General features: G+C 53.2%; 17 protein-coding genes and 1 riboswitch. Of the genes, 3 read left to right on the top strand and 14 right to left on the bottom strand.

Annotation, left to right across the window (positions count from 1 at the left end):
* The first annotated feature begins 728 nt into the window (after positions 1 to 728).
* Complete coding sequence (locus ACERJC_RS08115) at positions 729 to 2,402, top strand: methyl-accepting chemotaxis protein (protein WP_373671424.1); 1,674 nt, start codon at positions 729 to 731, stop codon at positions 2,400 to 2,402.
* 99 nt (positions 2,403 to 2,501) lie between these two features.
* On the opposite strand, the gene ychF is transcribed toward ACERJC_RS08115, so the two are convergent.
* Together ychF and pth are read right to left on the bottom strand one after the other, a co-directional pair.
* Entirely contained in the window at positions 2,502 to 3,593 is a 1,092-nt protein-coding gene (gene ychF / locus ACERJC_RS08110) for a redox-regulated ATPase YchF (RefSeq protein WP_046481078.1), read from the bottom strand.
* 116 nt (positions 3,594 to 3,709) lie between these two features.
* On the bottom strand, positions 3,710 to 4,294 hold the full coding sequence (pth, locus tag ACERJC_RS08105) for an aminoacyl-tRNA hydrolase (protein ID WP_152404289.1): 585 nt from the start codon (positions 4,292 to 4,294) through the stop codon (positions 3,710 to 3,712).
* Positions 4,295 to 4,569: 275 nt separating this feature from the next.
* On the opposite strand from pth, the gene ychH reads away from it, so the two are divergent.
* On the top strand, positions 4,570 to 4,848 hold the full coding sequence (gene ychH, locus ACERJC_RS08100) for a stress-induced protein YchH (RefSeq protein WP_042318582.1): 279 nt from the start codon (positions 4,570 to 4,572) through the stop codon (positions 4,846 to 4,848).
* A gap of 69 nt (positions 4,849 to 4,917) precedes the next feature.
* On the opposite strand, the gene ACERJC_RS08095 is transcribed toward ychH, so the two are convergent.
* The 12 genes from ACERJC_RS08095 to lolB all read right to left on the bottom strand — a co-directional run bounded on the left by ACERJC_RS08095 (position 4,918) and on the right by lolB (position 16,650).
* Positions 4,918 to 5,724 (bottom strand): cytochrome c1, encoded by an 807-nt coding sequence (locus tag ACERJC_RS08095; RefSeq protein ID WP_373671423.1) that lies wholly within the window; start codon positions 5,722 to 5,724, stop codon positions 4,918 to 4,920.
* Between the two features lie 2 nt (positions 5,725 to 5,726).
* Complete coding sequence (locus ACERJC_RS08090) at positions 5,727 to 6,866, bottom strand: cytochrome b (protein ID WP_373671422.1); 1,140 nt, start codon at positions 6,864 to 6,866, stop codon at positions 5,727 to 5,729.
* Position 6,867: 1 nt separating this feature from the next.
* Positions 6,868 to 7,419 (bottom strand): ubiquinol-cytochrome c reductase iron-sulfur subunit, encoded by a 552-nt coding sequence (gene petA, locus ACERJC_RS08085; protein WP_353655499.1) that lies wholly within the window; start codon positions 7,417 to 7,419, stop codon positions 6,868 to 6,870.
* A gap of 14 nt (positions 7,420 to 7,433) precedes the next feature.
* Entirely contained in the window at positions 7,434 to 7,874 is a 441-nt protein-coding gene (locus tag ACERJC_RS08080; protein ID WP_371894990.1) for a pseudoazurin, read from the bottom strand.
* 10 nt (positions 7,875 to 7,884) lie between these two features.
* Positions 7,885 to 8,700, bottom strand: a complete 816-nt coding sequence (locus ACERJC_RS08075) for an ABC transporter ATP-binding protein (protein WP_373671421.1) — start codon at positions 8,698 to 8,700, stop codon at positions 7,885 to 7,887.
* Positions 8,697 to 9,764 carry a FecCD family ABC transporter permease gene (locus ACERJC_RS08070; RefSeq protein WP_373671420.1) on the bottom strand — a complete coding sequence of 356 codons (1,068 nt, stop codon included), beginning with the start codon at positions 9,762 to 9,764 and terminating at the stop codon, positions 8,697 to 8,699. Before ACERJC_RS08070 ends, ACERJC_RS08075 begins: the two co-directional genes overlap by 4 nt.
* Before the next feature lie 65 nt (positions 9,765 to 9,829).
* Complete coding sequence (locus tag ACERJC_RS08065) at positions 9,830 to 10,882, bottom strand: ABC transporter substrate-binding protein (RefSeq protein WP_152404296.1); 1,053 nt, start codon at positions 10,880 to 10,882, stop codon at positions 9,830 to 9,832.
* Positions 10,883 to 11,102: 220 nt separating this feature from the next.
* Positions 11,103 to 11,330, bottom strand: a riboswitch (cobalamin riboswitch).
* Positions 11,331 to 11,508: 178 nt separating this feature from the next.
* Positions 11,509 to 12,000, bottom strand: coding sequence for a GNAT family N-acetyltransferase (locus ACERJC_RS08060; protein WP_371895020.1), 492 nt, complete (start codon positions 11,998 to 12,000; stop codon positions 11,509 to 11,511).
* Between the two features lie 146 nt (positions 12,001 to 12,146).
* Positions 12,147 to 13,826: a C4-dicarboxylic acid transporter DauA gene (gene dauA, locus ACERJC_RS08055; RefSeq protein WP_152404298.1), complete on the bottom strand. Its 1,680-nt coding sequence runs from the start codon at positions 13,824 to 13,826 to the stop codon at positions 12,147 to 12,149.
* 255 nt (positions 13,827 to 14,081) lie between these two features.
* The gene (prs, locus tag ACERJC_RS08050) at positions 14,082 to 15,029 is read right to left on the bottom strand and encodes a ribose-phosphate diphosphokinase (RefSeq protein WP_001518537.1); all 948 of its coding nucleotides are present in this window, start codon (positions 15,027 to 15,029) and stop codon (positions 14,082 to 14,084) included.
* A 149-nt stretch (positions 15,030 to 15,178) separates the two neighbouring features.
* A complete protein-coding gene (gene ispE / locus ACERJC_RS08045; protein WP_152404299.1) occupies positions 15,179 to 16,030 on the bottom strand; it encodes a 4-(cytidine 5'-diphospho)-2-C-methyl-D-erythritol kinase in 852 nt (283 codons plus the stop codon).
* A complete protein-coding gene (gene lolB, locus ACERJC_RS08040; RefSeq protein WP_373671419.1) occupies positions 16,027 to 16,650 on the bottom strand; it encodes a lipoprotein insertase outer membrane protein LolB in 624 nt (207 codons plus the stop codon). The genes ispE and lolB overlap by 4 nt, the downstream gene beginning before the upstream one ends.
* Positions 16,651 to 16,851: 201 nt before the next feature.
* Between lolB and hemA the strand changes: the two genes are divergently transcribed.
* The gene (gene hemA / locus ACERJC_RS08035; RefSeq protein WP_152404302.1) at positions 16,852 to 18,108 is read left to right on the top strand and encodes a glutamyl-tRNA reductase; all 1,257 of its coding nucleotides are present in this window, start codon (positions 16,852 to 16,854) and stop codon (positions 18,106 to 18,108) included.
* Positions 18,109 to 18,145 lie beyond the last annotated feature (37 nt).

Raw genomic sequence — 18,145 nt, 5'->3', positions numbered from 1 at the left:
TGCTATCGAACCAACGCGTTGTAACTCCCGTTTTAGCAGCTTGTTGTAAACTCAGGTGGCGTCTGATAATTCAGTGCTGAAAGTGGTTTGTATTCGTTATCGTCATGCCGGCATTCATTGATGATTTTCTTTGCCTGAACAATATTGTTGAATCAATGTTCACGCATAGCACCGAACGCACGCTACACCCAGGGGGATTTTCTGGTGACAGATGATAATCAATTCAGGTTTGTGGCGTAAAAATATCAATCCATCCTTTCTGAAACTTTCAATTGATTAAAGCCTGTCACTTAATAATGGTGGTGATTTATTTTTATTGTACTGCATTAATATCAATGTTAATTATTTTTTATGCAATGAATGGATATTGGTTAAGTTGTTATCTTTAGATTAATATGGAATCGGTTGTTGCTTTTTTATTCTTTTGTTTCCAGTTTGTAAATTATGAGATAAACATAGAGTTGTCTTTTTCAATTAAAAAACAACATGATACTGTCTGTTTTATAATCGACCTTCTGTCTTGTTTCAAAATGTCAATGCTTTTTAAGAGAATTAACACGTTAAAGTCCGCCCCCTTTCTGCCGATAGATACGCTGGCACATGTTTAAAACATGATCAATTTCAATATGTTAGCTCAATCCCATCCTTAAGTGGAACGTTCCTGACATTGTTCTGATTTTTTCAACGGGGGGCAGGGAAAAGGTGACTTTTTTTGTATGAGACAGCAGATGAAAATAAATAATTTTGGCGTTGGTACCCGAATGGGGGCTGGCTTCAGTATTGTTCTCACCCTTGTCGTTATTATGGCTGTAACGGGTATCGTTAAATTAAATGGCATCCTGAAAGAGACCCATGCTATTACAGACCGGTTACTGGTTCTGGAGCGTCTCACGGGGGCGTGGGGGGCGGCAATTGACTATAACGGCGCGATGGGGCTGTCTGTACTGACTTCCTCTGATGAGGGAATTAAAAAGTTTGCTCAGTCAAAAATGAAAGTGGTGACGGAGCGTGTGAGTGCCATTCAGAAGGAACTGACAGAATTAATTGTCTCTGATACGGGTAAGTCACTCCTGGCGACCGTGGCTGAGAAAAGAAAACTGTACATCGATATTCGCAATGAGGCGATTCGCATTAGCGAACAAGGGGAGGGTGAGGCCACCAATGCCTTTATTCGCGAGAAACTCATTCCCGCCATGGAGGTCTATTCCGGCAGCGTAAAAGCACTGGAAGATTACGATAAAGCACAAATTGATGAAGCCGCTGATTCCATTCAGGGAAATGGCTCGGCAGCAATTCAGGCTCTGATTGTTCTTGGTGTCATCGCTATTCTCGTCGGCAGTCTGTTGGCGTGGTTTATCACTCGCGGGATAACTCGCCCATTGTTGTCTGCCGTTCATGTGGCCCGGGAAGTGGCGTCCGGTAATCTGGGCATCGACGTTAAAGTGGAATCCCGAGACCAGCTTGGACAACTGATGCTCTCCCTGAGGGAAATGACGGAGAGTCTGCGTAATACGGTGCGCAAGGTCCGTGAAGGGGCCGACAGCATAGCGTTAGCCGCGGCTGAAATTAATAGTGGTAATACCGATCTGGCATCTCGCACGGAAGAGCAAGCGGCAGGAGTGGAAGAGACCGCCTCGACTCTGGAAGAGCTGACGGCAACGATTAACAATACTGCAGCAAATACGGCGCAGGCACATCGTTACGTGAGTGAGACAGCATCTGTCGTGAAACAGAATGGCGCTGTGATGAGTGAAGTGTCTTCCCGAATGCAGGAAATTTACGATTCCTCATCAAAAATGGCTGACATCATCCAGGTTATTGATGGTATAGCCTTCCAGACCAATATTCTGGCGCTGAATGCAGCAGTGGAAGCCGCGCGAGCGGGTGAGTCCGGACGTGGTTTTGCTGTGGTGGCTGGGGAAGTCCGTACACTGGCGCAACGCAGTGCGTCAGCGGCTCGTGAAATTAAGGAATTGATCGATGACTCTGTCTCCCGTATTGCCTCTGGCCGCAACCTGGTTGAAAAAGCAGATGGCGGCATGACGGGAATTGTTACCAACGTCCAGAACATGACGCAACTGATTGAGGAAATCGCGCAAGCGAGCCGGGAGCAGAGTGATGGGATTGCTCAAATCAACAGTGCGATGGGACAGATTGATACCACCACACAGCAGAATGCCGCGCTCGTTGAAGAGTCAGCCGCCGCAGCCTCTTCAATGCAGGAACAATCCCGTGTACTCCAGGATATGGTCAGCGTGTTCAGTCTGAATGAGGAAGGAAAACAAGCCGCAAACATGGCCTCAGAAAAACGTGTTAGTCACCATAGGAAAAGGAATAATGGCGAAAAATATGTGTTGTCCAAAAAGATAGCTTCGGAAACAGACAACTGGGAAACTTTCTGAGCACCATAAAAATGAAAAATCCACGCAGTTGCGTGGATTTTATGGTTTTTCTTGAACGTCATGAGAGTCGATGAAACTTCATGAAACAACAAATTTTATTTAGACGTTGAACAGGAAGTTCATCACATCGCCATCTTTAACGATGTAATCTTTCCCTTCGGCACGCATCTTACCGGCTTCTTTCGCGCCCTGTTCACCTTTGTAGGTGATGAAGTCGTCAAACGCGATGGTCTGCGCGCGGATAAAGCCTTTCTCAAAGTCAGTATGGATTTTGCCCGCTGCCTGCGGAGCCGTCGCGCCGACAGGGATGGTCCATGCACGCACTTCTTTCACGCCTGCGGTGAAGTAGGTTTGCAGATTCAGCAGCTTATAACCAGCACGGATCACACGGTTCAGGCCCGGTTCTTCCAGCCCCAGTTCCTGCATGAATTCGTCGCGCTCGTCATCATCCAGTTCGGCGATGTCTGCTTCAACAGCCGCACAAACCGGAACCACGACGGAGCCTTCTTTCGCGGCAATTTCACGCACCTGATCGAGATACGGGTTGTTCTCGAAACCGTCTTCGTTGACGTTAGCGATATACATGGTTGGTTTCAGGGTCAGGAAGCTCAGGTAGCGGATCGCTGCTTTGTCTTCTTCCGTCAGATCCAGAGAACGCAGCATGCCGGCTTCAGAGAGTTGCGGCAGGCATTTTTCCAGTGCCGCCAGTTCGGCTTTCGCATCTTTATCGCCGCCTTTGGCTTTCTTCTGCACGCGGTGAATTGCGCGTTCGCAGGTATCGAGATCCGCCAGAGCCAGCTCGGTGTTAATAACGTCAATATCTTCCGCCGGGTTCACTTTGCCCGATACGTGAATGATGTTGTCGTTTTCGAAGCAGCGAACCACGTGGCCGATCGCTTCGGTTTCACGAATGTTGGTCAGGAACTGGTTACCCAGACCTTCACCTTTGGATGCGCCTTTAACCAGACCGGCAATATCAACAAATTCCATTGTGGTCGGCAGAATACGCTGCGGTTTGACGATCTCAGCCAACTGGTCCAGACGCGGGTCGGGCATCGGCACGACGCCGGTATTCGGCTCAATCGTACAGAATGGGAAGTTTGCCGCTTCAATACCGGCTTTGGTCAGCGCGTTGAACAGGGTGGATTTCCCGACGTTGGGCAAACCGACGATACCGCATTTGAATCCCATGATTTAAATCACCTTAATATCTTGATAATCAACCTGTTGCAGAGAACAGATTGTAGAAATGGAAATAACTCTGCCTATTATACACGGCATACGGCAAAAATGCCGCACATCACTGCTTATTGCGCTTTAAAGGCGTGCAATCGGTTCGTTGCTTTGGTCAAACCTTCTTTGAACCATAACTCGGTGCAACGTGCCGCTTCGTCAATTGCATCGTCAATTAACTTCTGTTCAGAAACAGGCGGTTTGCCTAACACAAAGCCGACAACTTTATTTTTGTCGCCCGGATGGCCGATTCCGACACGTAAGCGATGAAAGTTAGGGTTATTGCCGAGCTTGCTGATAATGTCTTTCAGCCCGTTGTGTCCGCCATGACCCCCACCGAGTTTAAACTTCGCCACGCCAGGCGGAAGATCCAGTTCATCGTGGGCCACTAAAATTTCATCAGGATTGATGCGATAAAAACTCGCCATCGCGCCGACCGCTTTGCCGCTCAGATTCATAAACGTGGTGGGAACTAACAAACGGACATCTTCACCTTCCAGACTGACTCTGGAGGTGTAGCCGAAGAATTTCGGCTCTTCGCGCAGGGGGGCGCGCAACCGCTCTGCCAGTAAATCGACGTACCATGCGCCCGCATTATGTCGGGTGGCTGCATATTCAGCGCCGGGGTTCGCCAGGCCGACAATCAGTTTAATCGTCACGTTTTCTATCCTGAGTGTTTCAATAACTGGCGCGTAGTTTACTGTCTGTCGTCCCGCTTGACAAAGAACCGTGTGACTTCACACGAAAACTGAATAATTGCCAACATTGATTATTGGAAAGTCAAGATGTTCAGAGGGTTATTTGTAAAGTTTTGTTGAATAATGGCTGGTAATTGTGATCGCAGGCGCACTACCAAAGCGGTGTGTTGTCTATACTTTACACATAAGGATTAGGGGTATTCCCTGAAGCAACCCAAAGGTTCCGGAGGTGACATATGAAACGCAAAAACGCTTCGTTACTCGGTAATGTTCTCATGGGTTTGGGGCTAGTGGTCATGGTGGGTGGCGTGGGTTATTCCATTTTAAACCAGTTACCGCAATTTAACCTGCCACAATTTTTCGCTCATGGTGCAGTGCTCAGTATCTTCGTCGGCGCCATTCTGTGGCTGGCGGGTGCCCGTGTAGGGGGGCATGAGCAGGTCAGCGACCGTTACTGGTGGGTGCGCCACTACGATAAACGTTGCCGTCGTAACGATAATCGTCGTCATAGCTAACGCTTAGTTGCAAGATAATGACCAGCCAGCATGAGGCTGACTGGTCAGAGTGCGGTTTCTTTCTCGCGCTTAGTTTTGTGCGCGTCTTTTCATTCGTCGTAACATCCACAATAGCGCCAGTATCACGGTGAGATAACCCATCACGTAAATTCCCTGATGCGTTCTCGTCTGCCGTTCAGGATCGGCTGCCCAAACCAGAAAGGCCGTCACATCCCGCGCGTACTGTTCTTCCGTTTGCGCGACATGCGCTTCTGTTTGCCATTCGATTTCGCCATCCGCCAGCGGCTTTGGCATGTTAATCACGCCACCCGGATAGTAGCGATTGGCTTTCATTTCCGGATCGTCGGGCAGGTAACCGGTTAAGAGTGCGAAAAGGTAATCCGCCCCTTGCTCAGAGTAAGGCACAAACGCGTCCAGCAGAAATTGCGGAAAGCCGCGATCGTACGTACGGGCGCGAACGATATAACTCAAATCCACGGGCAGGGCGCCGTTATTCAGATATCTCGCTTCCTGCTCATTCAGGTAAGGCGAAATAAAGCTGTCATTCAGGGTGCCATCCCGCTCGCCGGGCTGACCGTCATCCTGGATAGTCGGAAATACATAGCCGCTGGCGAGGCTTTTTGCCTCTTCTGTCGTCAGTTCCGGGCCACCGGGTTTCGTCAGTGTGCGAAACGTCAGGTATTTCATGCTGTGACAGGCCCGGCACTTCTCTTCATAGACCTGCAAACCGCGCCGCAGTTGCGCCTTATCATATTCACCGGCAAGGCCGCTGAAGCGCCAGTCCTGTCGTGTCGGTACGGCGTCTTGCGCGAATACCGACCCCATCACGCAAAATACCATCCACAGCATGCTGTATCTGAATAATTGTCTTATCATCTTCAGTCCTGCTTTTCCAGAAAACGCCGACAGGGCAGCACCAGTAAAAACCAGGCGAAATAGCCGAGTGTCGACAGCTGCGATGCCGCGCGGATCCAGCCCTCTTCATTACGAATGCCTTCCGTCAGATCGGGGCCAACCAGCGCTTTCGATCCCAGCCATCCCAGAAAACAGAGGTTCAGCACCCATAGCCAGAAACCCCCTTTCACCCATTTGCTGAAGTGGCGAAAACGCGCGCGGGAAGTATCCAGCCAGGGGAGAAGGTAGAAGATCAGTACCGCGCCACACATGGCCGCCAGCCCGACGCGTTCATCTGGAAAACAGCGCAGAATGGAAAAGAACGGGAGAAAGTACCATTCCGGGGCGACAATTGCCGGAGTGACCGTGGGATCCGCCGGGATGAAGTTATCCGCGCTACTCAGATAATGCGGCGCGAAAAACAAAAACCAGGTGAACAGCATCAGAAAGAGCGTGATTTTGATGGCATCAGAATCCGTGATTCGGTAATCAAAGAACAGACTGCGTGACGCCTTTTCGCTGAAGGTCCGTTTCATCGCGTGGGCAAATGCCGACTGTACCGTGCGGACGTGGAAAATCGTCACCACCACGACGGCAAAGGGAAGGATAAAGTGCAGAACATAAAAGCGTCCCAGCGTGGGGGTTCCAGGCGCATAACCGCCCACCAGGAAGGTGTACAGTCCGTCTCCCACTACCGGAATGGCGCGGGCGAAACGGGTGATGACCGTCGCTGCCCAGTAACTTTTTTGCCCCCAAATCAGGCTGTAGCCGAGAAACGCGGTGATCATCAGCAGCACGTAGAGCGTGACGCTAATCATCCACATCGTTATGTACGGTCTGCGGTAGACGTTGTAATACATGCCCCGGAAAATATGCAGATAGCAGGCGAAGAAAAACAGCGATGCCCCGATGGCGTGCATATTGCGCAGCAGTTCTCCGTGGCTCACTGCGCGCATGATGTGAATGATGGAATCAAACGCCAGCTCTGCCGTCGGGACGTAAAACATCGCCAGCACGATGCCGGTCAGTATCTGTATCCCGAGCATCACCAGCAGGATCGCGCCGATGGCGAATAGCCATACACCGGCGATGGAGCGTGGGAAAGGAATGCGCCAACGGATCATCTCACGCGTCCTTAGCGCCAATTCGCACGGTCAGGCCATCGGGGTGAAAGGCGTACTCGGGAACCGCCAGGTTGGCCGTTGCGGGCCCACGCGTGACCCGTCCGGAAGTATCAAACTCCGAACCGTGGCACGGACAAACCCAGCCCTGTCCGCCAGGCCTGGCATTGGGTACGCAGCCGGCATGTGGACAGTATCCCTGAACGACCAGCCACTGCGGATGGTCTGGCGTGACCCGTTCACTGTCCGACTGCGGATCGATAAGCGCGCTGTGGTCACCGGTACGGGCAGCGGCAATCTCTTCCGGCGTGCGGTGATGGATGAGGATTAACTTTCCCTGCCAGAGGCGTCTGACGGTTTGCCCGGCGGCGACACCCGCCAGTGAGACGTCTATCGGCTCATTTTCCCCGCGGGCCGTTTCGTCAGGGCCTAGTGCGGAAATCAGCGGCCAGACGGCGGCGGTCACCCCCGCCGCGGCAGCGAATTTTGTCAATTTACACAGGCAGTTGCGTCGTTGTTCCTGAATATCATCATCTGACGGTTTGTTCTCCACCACCACAGCGCTCTCCCTTACTGTTTATCAATGCGCGAATAGATCTCCTGGAAGCGCTTATCGGCGATCCCGGGGGCTTTAAACTCGCGGTAGGTGTCCGGCAGGGTGGCGTCGCCAACTTTGATCAGCATCACCATCCCTTGTGCATAGTGCGGGGTGCATTTAATGCCGTAGAATCCCGCGTCGTCATATTTCACCGCGATCTCCTCATCGATTTTGCCGATAAATCCCGGGTACCCCGCAGGAGACAGCTCAGCAATTGAGGCGGCATTGTGGCTTTTATGCTTACGGATAAACTTCACCGTGTCGCCGGGTTGAATCTCCAGATAGTCCGGCTCATAGACCATAGGTCCCGCTGAACCGCGATTCTTCATCAGCACTTCGTGAGTTTGCGCGAAAGCGGAGGCGGTGAGGGCCAGTAGACACAATGCGCTCAGGCTCTGTTTGACATATTTCATGGGATCTTCCTTAAGTTCCTTCAGGCTTTTGATAACGAATAAAACAGCTAGCGCCGTGGGGATCGCGTTCGACGATGGCGTCAATACCAAACCAGGCGCGGAGATTGTCGCGGGTGAAAATGGCGCAGGGACGGCCCTGCATTTCCAGACGACCGGCGTTCATCACGATGATGCGATCGCAGAACATGGCGGCATGATTGAGATCGTGGAGGGCGGCGACAACGGTCAGCTTTTCGCGTTTCACCAGACTGAGAAGGCCAATCTGATGCTGAATATCGAGATGGTTAGTGGGTTCGTCCATCAGTAACAGTTGTGGCTGCTGCGCGAGGGCGCGGGCAATGTGCAGACGTTGCTTCTCGCCGCCGGAAAAGGTGTGCCAGCAGCGGTGGCGAAGATGCTGAAGATCGACTTTCTCCAGCATGGTCTGAACGATGTCGTCATCGTTTTCCGACCACGGATTCAGCAGGCTAAGCCACGGGGTGCGTCCCAGTGAGACGGCCTGCAGCGCGGTCAGGCGTTCACTGGTTTCCGCCTGCTGTTCAACCAGAGCAACCTGTTGGGCCAGTTGACGGCGTGAATAGCGGTGCAGCGACTTTTGCTGCAACAGGATGTGACCGGCTGAGGGTTTTAGCAGACCGGCCAGCAGCGAAATCAGCGATGTTTTACCGGATCCATTAGGGCCGATAATGCCGACAAACTCACCCGGCGCTACGCTGAGTGAGACATCATTGACAATCACTTTGCCTTTCACCTGCCAGTGCAGACGCTGCGCCTGAATGATGGCCTCATCAGCCGCAACGGGCGTCGGTACAGGATTGACGGTCATTTCGCCTGGTTTCCTCTGATCAGAATAATTGAAAACGCGGGCGCGCCGACCAGCGCCGTGATAACACCTATTGGCAGAACTTGTCCGGGGAGCAGCGTGCGGGAAATAACATCGGCGACGATCAGGAAAATCGCGCCGATCAGCGCGCTGACGGGCAGCAGTCTGTGATGTTGATTGCCGACCAGCAGGCGGGCGGCGTGAGGGATAACCAGTCCCACAAAGCCAATGGCGCCGACGATGGAGACCATAATGGCCGTCATACCGGTCACCGCGGCAATCAGCACGCCACGGGTGCGTTTTACCGGAATCCCCAGTGAGGCTGCGGATTCTGCACCAAAGGAGAAGGCATCCAGATGACGGGCATAACAAAAGCATATTGCGACGCCAACCAGCGCGGTGGGGACAGCCAGTACCACGTCCGGCCAGCGGACACCGCTCAGATTCCCGAGTAACCAGAACATAATGCCGCGCGCCTGTTCTGCGTTGGCGGAGCGGGTGATGATCAGTGACGTCAGCGCATTGAACAGTTGTGAACTGGCGATACCGGCGAGAATGATTTGCGTGGTTATGCCACCACCCTGCCTGCCGCCCGCTGCGACGGCCAGCAGGGCCACAAACAGAAAGGCGGTCAGGGCGCCGATAAATGCGCCGAACGACATGCTTATCATGCCCGCGCCCAGTCCGGTCAGCGCAACCAGCACCGCCCCGGTAGACGCGCCGGCTGAAATGCCCAAGAGATAGGGCTCGGCAAGTGCATTACGCAGTAATGACTGTAAAACCACGCCCGACACGGCAAGGCAAGCGCCACAGCTGGCAGAAACCAGTGCTCGGGTCAGGCGATAGTTCCAGACGATCCCGGCGTCCAGCGCATCAACCGGATAGTGAGTATCAAACAGACGGTTTGCCAGCGTGTTGAGCACATGCTGCCAGGGAATAAACGTCTCGCCAATGGCGATCCCCGCCAGCAGGACGCCGCACATCAGCACGCTAACCCAGAGGGCGTGACCGCAAACATTGACCGCTAACCGACTGACGGCGTGACGCGTCCTGCGTAAATCGCTCATAGTAACCTGCGTTTCGGAGTGCATAAAACGCGCCGGACCCGTCGGGGTCTGGCGCGAAACGAGGATTAATGCGCGGCCTGAGGATGCGCTAAGCCGTACTCAACCAGGGCATCCGCCAGCTTTTCAACACCGTCAATGGTTCTGATACCGGCATTCATGGTCTGCACGTCAATCACCGGTAAATGATTGGCTTTTACGGCGGGGATCAGTTGGGTGACCGGATCGGATTTCAGGTAATCCATTTTCACCTGCCAGTCATCGGCCGGGAAACGACGACGACTCATTTCCCCCAGCACAATTACCGACGGCTGGGCTTTCGCGATAGTTTCCCAACCGACAGTCGGCCACTCTTCGGCGGAATCAATGACGTTTTTGACGCCCAGCGTTTGCGCAATCCAGGCCGCAGGCCCTAATTTCCCGGCGACGTAAGGATCAAGTTGCAGGTCAGCGCTGGAGAACCAGAAGACGGCGGAGACGTTGCTGTCCATCCCGGCGATTTTGTTTTTCGCTGCCGCTTCGCGCGCCTTAAGGCTGGCAATCAGTTCGTCACCCTTATCCTGAACGTCGAAGATCGTCGCTAAGTCGGCGACTTCCTGATAGACCATCGCGATATCAAACATCCCTTTGCGAACGCCGTCACCACCATCTTCGTTATCTTTCGCGCAGTCAGCCGGTGCGGTATAGACGGGGACCTTCAATTCGCTGAACTGTTCATAAGACGCCACGGTACCGGCGGGGCCGATTTGCCATTCGAACTGGCTGGCGACCAGATCCGGTTTTTTGGCAATGATGCCTTCGAAACTGGGGATGTTTTGCGCAATCACGGCAATTTTGTCATTTGCTGCTTTCCAGGCATCGGGAACCGGTCCAAACCACAGCGACGTTCCCACCACGCGGTCAGCCAGACCCAGTGCATACAGGATCTCTGTACTGTTTTGTCCCACGGTGGCAACACGTTTTGGCGCTGCGTTAAACGTGATATCCCGACCGCAGTTTTTAATCGTCAATGGATATTCCGTTTTTGCAGCATGAGAAAGACCTGAAGTAAGAAACAGCGCGGCACCAGCAACAGCCAGAAGCGTTTTTTTATAAGGTAAAGAGGTAAAATTAGCGTGCATTATTATCATCCCGTTCATGCCAGAATCTGAACGTCTGGTCATGGATTATGTCGTTCCTTATATCGGGAGAGTTCATGACGATAGATGACATAACATCGTGAAATTTATGCATGACTTTATGCAAATAAAGAAAGTATGCGGTTCAGTCAGAAAACTGATTCACCTTTTCACAGTGACTTATGTCAAATAAATCATCCCATGGACCATCCCGTCCACTCAATGGAGCATAAATTTGACAGCAGGTCTCCTGACTCACGGTAATCAGAATATCGGCCTTCCCATAAAGATTCGCTTTACAGTGACCTGCAACAAAATATGCTGCACGAGGATATTCTGCATCCGCCTACAGTTGCGGGGGCAGTTATGGCATAAGATTAGAATAATCCGCACCATATTCCTATTCACTACAATGTTGGTGTAATGAAATGCTGTCGGAAAGGACTGTATCGGCATTTGTTAACAAGATCAATCACCGGGTAAAGAGAGGGCATAATCGGGCGTGAAAGTATTTAATTCATAAATTTCAATTAGTTAGTATTTTTTGAATAATAAAATTCGGGATGACAAAACGTAGTGATGAAAAGCTAAATGAGAATTGATTGACATTGATCAATTAATATTCTTAGTCATGCCAATTTATGTGATCTCTCCATATGCACTAATTGCCAGTGATCGTGCATATCCATCACCACCTGAAAATTATTACGTTTCCAGAATGAATATCCGCCCGGTAAAAAATGGTGGGTATGCAAGTATAATAGGGTGTACTGGTGCTGCTCACAAAATGTTTCAGCAAAAGCGAGTAACTGACGGCCAATACCTTTTCTGCGATAGCGTTTGTCCACATAACAGCGACAAATTTCCGCCGTTTCATTCAAAATATAACGCCCGCGAAGTTCAGCTATTCGGTCGTCATATTGGCAGACGGCCAGGGTAGCAATGAGTTCATGCTCTTCGCTCCAGGCGCAAAGCAATAAATTCCGCTCCTGCTGAATATACTGCTGTTGCAGATGAAAAACATCCTGTCCGGCAGAAGGAACAGGTCTTCCAGCAGCAAAGAATTCATTCAAATGCTGGGTCAGAAATAACTGAACCGCCGGAATATCATCTCCGGTCATTTCACGTAAGGTAAAGGGAATCACGAACTGCCACTCTTATTCACAGGAACAGAAAACGGATAATAACAACTCAGGAGAGGAAAACCAGCGGGCAGAGTGGAAAATGTTACCGGCCCGTACAGGAACGGACCGATAACTGCCAGAGATTACAAATCAGCCAGCGCCGCGTCGCGGTTCGGGAAGAACGTCAGGCGTCCCGGAATCGGCTTAATACCGGCGCGCGCCATCGTGCGCAGCGGCTGGAATTCCACGTTTGTCACGCGCAGTTCGCACCCTTCCGGCAATCTTTTCACAAAGCGCTGGAAGGCATCCAGGCCCCCGGCATCCAGCACGGGCACCGCATCCCACTTCAGCACGACAATGCGCTTGCCTTCAATGCGCGACTCCAGATCGGTGAACAATCCTTCAGCCGCGGCAAAGAACAGCGGGCCTATCACGCGCAGCACCAGCACATCCTCTGGCACCTCAACGTTCACCGCGGCCAGTCGCGTCATGCGCGCGATACGGCGCATAAACAGTAACGAGGCCAGCACAATCCCGACGCTAATGGCAATGACCATGTCAAACAGCACCGTCAGCGACATACACATCATCATCACAATGATGTCGTCTTTGGGCGCGTGACGCAGTAAATCCACCACCTTGTGGGCTTCGCTCATGTTCCACGCCACCATCAGCAGCAGGGCCGCCATCGCCGACAGCGGTAGCCAGGAGAGCAGTGGCGCCAGCGCCAGCAGCGCCATGATCACCAGAAGCGCGTGGATCACAGCGGAAATCGGGGAGGTAGCGCCAGCGCGGACGTTCGCCGCCGAGCGGGCAATCGCCGCCGTTGCCGTAATCCCGCCGAAGAAAGGCGCGACGATGTTACCCAGCCCCTGACCGATCAGTTCACTGTTGGCCTTGTGTTTGGTACCGGTCATTCCGTCGAGCACCACGGCGCAGAGCAGAGACTCAATCGCCCCCAGCATCGCCATAGAAAACGCCGCCGGAAGCAGAGCGCGCAGGGAATCCCAGCTCAGGGTGAAATCAGAATCCGGCAGGTTCCACGGCAGCACCAGCTGCGGCAGCAGTTGCGGGATCCCATTGCCCTGTGAGCCGTCGGCCAGAATATAGTGGAACTGAGAACCAATGGTCGCAACATGTCCGCCCAGCAGGTTGACAATCCCCATGACGACGCAACCGGCGAGCAGGGCGGGCAGGTGACCTGGCAGGCGAATGCCCAGACGCGGCCAGAAAATCAGGGTGCCCAGCGTGACCACGCCGATGGCGGCGTCACCCAGGTTGATGGTCGGCAGAGCCATAAACAGCGCGCCGACTTTCTGCAGATAGTGCTCCGGTACGTGGGCCATCTGCAGACCGAGGAAGTCTTTGATTTGCATGGTACCAATGGTGATACCAATCCCTGAAGTAAAACCTAAGGTCACTGAAACCGGGATGTACTCAATCAGGCGACCGAAGCGGGCCAGGCCAAAGAGGATCAGAAAAACCCCGGACATCAGCGTCGCCACCAGCAGGCCAGCAAGTCCAAACTGCTGCGAAACGGGGTAGAGGATCACCACAAATGCGGCGGTTGGACCAGAGACGCTAAAACGCGACCCCCCGGTTAAGGCAATGACTATCCCTGCCACAGCGGAAGTATAGAGTCCGTACTGCGGCGCGACGCCACTCCCAATAGCCAGCGCCATCGCCAGCGGGATGGCAATAATCCCGACGGTGATCCCGGCAATCACATCACGGCTAAACCGTGAGGCGGTATATTTTTCTTTCCAACAAGCGTCGATGAGGGCGCGGAAAGGCATCACATGTGAGGAAAAAATTCTGTTCACAATAATGTTTCATCCATGAGCGCATCATCTGTCAACTCATAGGCTGGTTGGCAGGTGAAGGAGGCTTAAGTCATTCCACTTCATCCTTCCGATTGTCTCTTTGTTGGCTGCCTTCATTCGCCCCCGTCACGTACTACCGGTACGTTCCCGGGAACTCATTCGCTTGCCGCCTCGATGCATCCTGAATGATTTTGTGGAGAAATAAGGGTTACAGACGAAAAAACCCGCCGCAGCGGGTTTTTGAACCGGGTTCGATTAATGCTCGAACATAGCAGAAATAGATTCTTCGTTGCTGATACGACGAATCGCTTCGGCCAGCATACCCGACAGGGTCAATGTACGCACGTTCGGCAGTGCTTTGATTTCGTCGGTCAGCGGAATGGTATCGCAGACGACAACTTCATCAATCACTGAGTTACGCAGGTTGTTAGCTGCATTGCCTGAGAAGATCGGGTGAGTCGCGTAAGCAAATACGCGTTTCGCACCACGTTCTTTCAGTGCTTCAGCGGCCTTACACAACGTGCCACCGGTATCGATCATGTCGTCAACCAGTACGCAGTCACGGCCAGCGACGTCACCGATGATGTGCATCACCTGAGAGACGTTTGCACGCGGACGGCGTTTGTCGATGATTGCCATATCGGTGTCATTGAGCAGCTTAGCGATAGCGCGGGCACGCACGACGCCACCGATGTCCGGAGAAACCACAATCGGGTTATCCAGATTCAGCTGCAGCATATCTTCTAACAGAATTGGGCTACCAAATACGTTATCAACCGGTACGTCGAAGAAGCCCTGGATCTGTTCAGCATGCAGGTCAACGGTCAGAACGCGGTCAACGCCAACGCTGGACAGGAAGTCAGCGACAACTTTTGCCGTAATCGGTACACGGGCGGAACGTACACGACGATCCTGGCGCGCATAGCCAAAGTAAGGAATAACGGCGGTGATACGGCCTGCGGAAGCACGGCGCAGGGCATCAACCATAACGACCAATTCCATCAGGTTGTCGTTCGTTGGAGCACAAGTGGACTGGATGATGAAAATATCACCACCGCGTACATTTTCGTTAATTTGTACGCTGACTTCGCCATCGCTAAAGCGACCTACAGCGGCGTCGCCGAGAGAAGTGTACAGGCGGTTGGCAATACGTTGTGCTAGTTCCGGGGTGGCGTTACCAGCAAAAAGCTTCATATCAGGCACGAGAAGAACCTCAGGCATGCGTCCATTGGTGGAAAGAGTTTGCCGAAAACTGTGCGGGCCAGGCAGGACTCTCTCCATGCGGTGTATTAAAGAGCGCGATGCAACGTCTGGAACAAGGTGACGTTGTCACCGAAACTCAGCTTGCCCGGCTAAAGCATGGATTGATGGAGTGGAGAAAGGTTGACACCCTTCGCCACAAAGCCATTAAACCATTCCGGGGCTTGCTCAAGCACCTGTCGGGCACGAGATTCTGTATCGAATTCAGCAAAGACACAGGCCCCTGTACCAGTCAGGCGCGACGGCGCGTATTCTAACAGCCAGGAAAGCGCCGCATCAACCTCGCGAAAACGTTTTCTTGCGATAACCTCGCAATCATTGCTGAATTCACATTTTAATAACGTTTCTATTGACCTTTTTGGCGTATTGCGGGGGAGGTCTGGATCGTTAAAAATCATCGGCGTAGAAATACTGACGCCCGGATGCACCACCAGGTACCATTTTTCGGCCGGTTCCACCGGCGTCAGGCGCTCTCCGACGCCTTCAGCAAAGGCGGCGTGTCCGCGGACAAACACCGGGACGTCAGCACCCAGCGTTAATCCGAGCGCGGCCAGCTCGTCCAGCGACAAACCGCACTGCCAGATGTTATTCAGCGCGACCAGCACGGTTGCCGCGTTCGACGACCCCCCGCCAAGACCCCCGCCCATCGGCAGACGCTTTTCGATACGGATATCCGCGCCGCTGCCGGCCGGCAGGCGACCGCTCTCTGCGGCTGTTTTCATCAGCAGTCGTGCGGCGCGAACGATCAGGTTGTCTTCATGTGCTACGCCGTCAACCGGCGTCAGGAGATGAATTTCGCCGTCACTGCGCGGCTCCAGGCTGATGGTGTCGCCATAATCAAGGAACTGAAACAGGGTTTGCAGCGTGTGATAACCGTCCGCACGTCGTCCGGTGATGTATAAAAACAGATTCAGTTTTGCCGGAGAGGGCCAGTGGGTCATCATTTCACGATCCAGTTATCCATTTTCAGCTTGATACGCTGAGCGCCGTCAGAAAGCTCCATATTGGCGGGCATCGCCGGAGTAGTCTTGCTGTCGTACGCACTGTAGACCACCTTCCAGCGTTTGCCGTCCTGGCGGTAGTTTACTTCACTCAGTCGATACTGGTCGTCAAGCTTGTAGTCGGTGGCGTCGCCCGGAAGACCGAGGATCCATTGGCGCAGGCTGTTCAGCGGGATCGGCATACCGGTCAGCTTGCCGATCATCTCTTCGGCATCGTCAGCGGTATAGCGCTGCCCTTTGTTATCCATTAACTGCACGTTACCCGGCTGCGCATTCAGTTCAAGTTCGGTGCTGCCAAGCGGGTTGGTCAGCAGCAGACGATAGCGATCCTGGCCGGTCTGCTGCCAGAAAAAGCGCGCATAGACCTTCTGTTCGTCGGAAATATAGGCAAACGCGCCGCGCGTCTGATACTGATTTAATTGACGGACATCCTGCTGATGCTGCCGCCATTGAGGAGAGTCCGGGCTCTTCCCCGGGCCTTTCGGCGCGTTGAGCGTACAGGCGGTCAGAACCAGGCTTGCCAGCGGAAGCAGGCGGATCAGGCGAAAGTCAGGCAGGGTCATAATGATGACGAATCCTTGTGATACGTTGCAATAATAACCCTTAATGCTAGCGCTGTGCGGGTATATCGTCTACGTTCACGTTATCTTAATTTAAGCGACAAGCTATTACTCCAAAAGGGGGCACTCTCTTTTATTGATTCCGCGCATCCTGTATGATGCGAGCAGACTAACCATATCAACGCTGGTACTACTCCCGCAGACATGACCCTTTTAGCGCTCGGCATTAACCATAAGACGGCACCTGTATCGCTGCGAGAACGCGTAACGTTTTCGCCGGATACGCTCGATCAGGCGCTGGAAAGCCTGCTTGCGCAGCCAATGGTGCAGGGCGGTGTGGTCTTGTCGACGTGTAACCGCACGGAGCTGTATCTTAGTGTGGAAGAGCAGGACAATCTGCATGAGGCGCTGATTCGTTGGTTATGCGACTACCATAACCTCAACGAAGAGGAGCTGCGCAGCAGCCTCTACTGGCACCAGGATAACGACGCGGTCAGCCATCTGATGCGTGTCGCCAGCGGTCTGGATTCGCTGGTACTGGGTGAGCCGCAAATTCTCGGTCAGGTGAAAAAGGCCTTTGCGGATTCGCAAAAAGGGCATCTGAACGCCAGCGCGCTGGAGCGAATGTTCCAGAAATCTTTCTCTGTCGCCAAACGAGTCCGTACGGAAACCGATATCGGTGCCAGCGCGGTGTCCGTTGCCTTTGCCGCCTGTACGCTGGCACGGCAGATCTTTGAATCGCTCTCCACGGTTACCGTGCTGCTGGTCGGCGCGGGCGAAACCATCGAACTGGTGGCGCGTCATCTGCGCGAACACAAAGTGCAGAAGATGATCATCGCCAACCGCACCCGCGAGCGGGCACAGGTTCTGGCCGATGAAGTGGGTGCCGAAGTCATCGCGCTCAGCGACATCGACGAACGCCTGCGTGAAGCCGACATTATCATCAGTTCAACCGCCAGCCCGTTGCCTATCATCGGCAAAGGAATGGTGGAGCGCGCGCTGAAAAGCCGCCGCAATCAGCCGATGCTGCTGGTGGATATCGCCGTTCCGCGCGATGTCGAACCGGAAGTCGGCAATCTGGCTAACGCCTATCTCTATAGCGTTGACGATCTGCAGAGCATTATTTCGCACAACCTGGCGCAGCGCAAAGCCGCGGCGGTGGAAGCCGAAACCATTGTTGCGCAGGAAACCAGCGAGTTTATGGCCTGGCTGCGCGCTCAGGGCGCCAGTGAAACCATTCGTGAATACCGTAGTCAGTCTGAGCAGGTACGTGATGAATTGACCGCGAAAGCGCTGGCCGCTCTGGAACAGGGCGGCGACGCGCAAACCATTATGCAGGATCTGGCATGGAAACTGACCAATCGCCTGATCCATGCACCAACCAAATCTCTTCAGCAGGCCGCCCGTGACGGGGATGACGAACGCCTGAATATTTTGCGCGACAGCCTCGGGCTGGAGTAGCAACACACCCTTCTTTTTACAAGGTGCATTTACGCCT

The organism is Citrobacter telavivensis (assembly GCF_041807075.1).
GTDB lineage: Bacteria > Pseudomonadota > Gammaproteobacteria > Enterobacterales > Enterobacteriaceae > Citrobacter_A > Citrobacter_A telavivensis.
Note: the sequence above shows the minus strand (reverse complement) of the source record. Positions and strands in the feature narration are given on the sequence as shown.

What these genes read in the sequence shown, in the direction of transcription:
- ACERJC_RS08115 (WP_373671424.1), top strand. Translation starts at nt 729, where the DNA reads ATGAAAATAAATAATTTTGGCGTTGGTACCCGAATGGGGGCTGGCTTC.
- ychF (WP_046481078.1), bottom strand. Translation starts at nt 3,593, where the DNA reads ATGGGATTCAAATGCGGTATCGTCGGTTTGCCCAACGTCGGGAAATCC.
- ychH (WP_042318582.1), top strand. Translation starts at nt 4,570, where the DNA reads ATGAAACGCAAAAACGCTTCGTTACTCGGTAATGTTCTCATGGGTTTG.
- ACERJC_RS08095 (WP_373671423.1), bottom strand. Translation starts at nt 5,724, where the DNA reads ATGATAAGACAATTATTCAGATACAGCATGCTGTGGATGGTATTTTGC.
- ACERJC_RS08090 (WP_373671422.1), bottom strand. Translation starts at nt 6,866, where the DNA reads ATGATCCGTTGGCGCATTCCTTTCCCACGCTCCATCGCCGGTGTATGG.
- ACERJC_RS08080 (WP_371894990.1), bottom strand. Translation starts at nt 7,874, where the DNA reads ATGAAATATGTCAAACAGAGCCTGAGCGCATTGTGTCTACTGGCCCTC.
- ACERJC_RS08075 (WP_373671421.1), bottom strand. Translation starts at nt 8,700, where the DNA reads ATGACCGTCAATCCTGTACCGACGCCCGTTGCGGCTGATGAGGCCATC.
- ACERJC_RS08070 (WP_373671420.1), bottom strand. Translation starts at nt 9,764, where the DNA reads ATGAGCGATTTACGCAGGACGCGTCACGCCGTCAGTCGGTTAGCGGTC.
- ACERJC_RS08065 (WP_152404296.1), bottom strand. Translation starts at nt 10,882, where the DNA reads ATGCACGCTAATTTTACCTCTTTACCTTATAAAAAAACGCTTCTGGCT.
- ACERJC_RS08060 (WP_371895020.1), bottom strand. Translation starts at nt 12,000, where the DNA reads ATGACCGGAGATGATATTCCGGCGGTTCAGTTATTTCTGACCCAGCAT.
- ispE (WP_152404299.1), bottom strand. Translation starts at nt 16,030, where the DNA reads ATGATGACCCACTGGCCCTCTCCGGCAAAACTGAATCTGTTTTTATAC.
- lolB (WP_373671419.1), bottom strand. Translation starts at nt 16,650, where the DNA reads ATGACCCTGCCTGACTTTCGCCTGATCCGCCTGCTTCCGCTGGCAAGC.
- hemA (WP_152404302.1), top strand. Translation starts at nt 16,852, where the DNA reads ATGACCCTTTTAGCGCTCGGCATTAACCATAAGACGGCACCTGTATCG.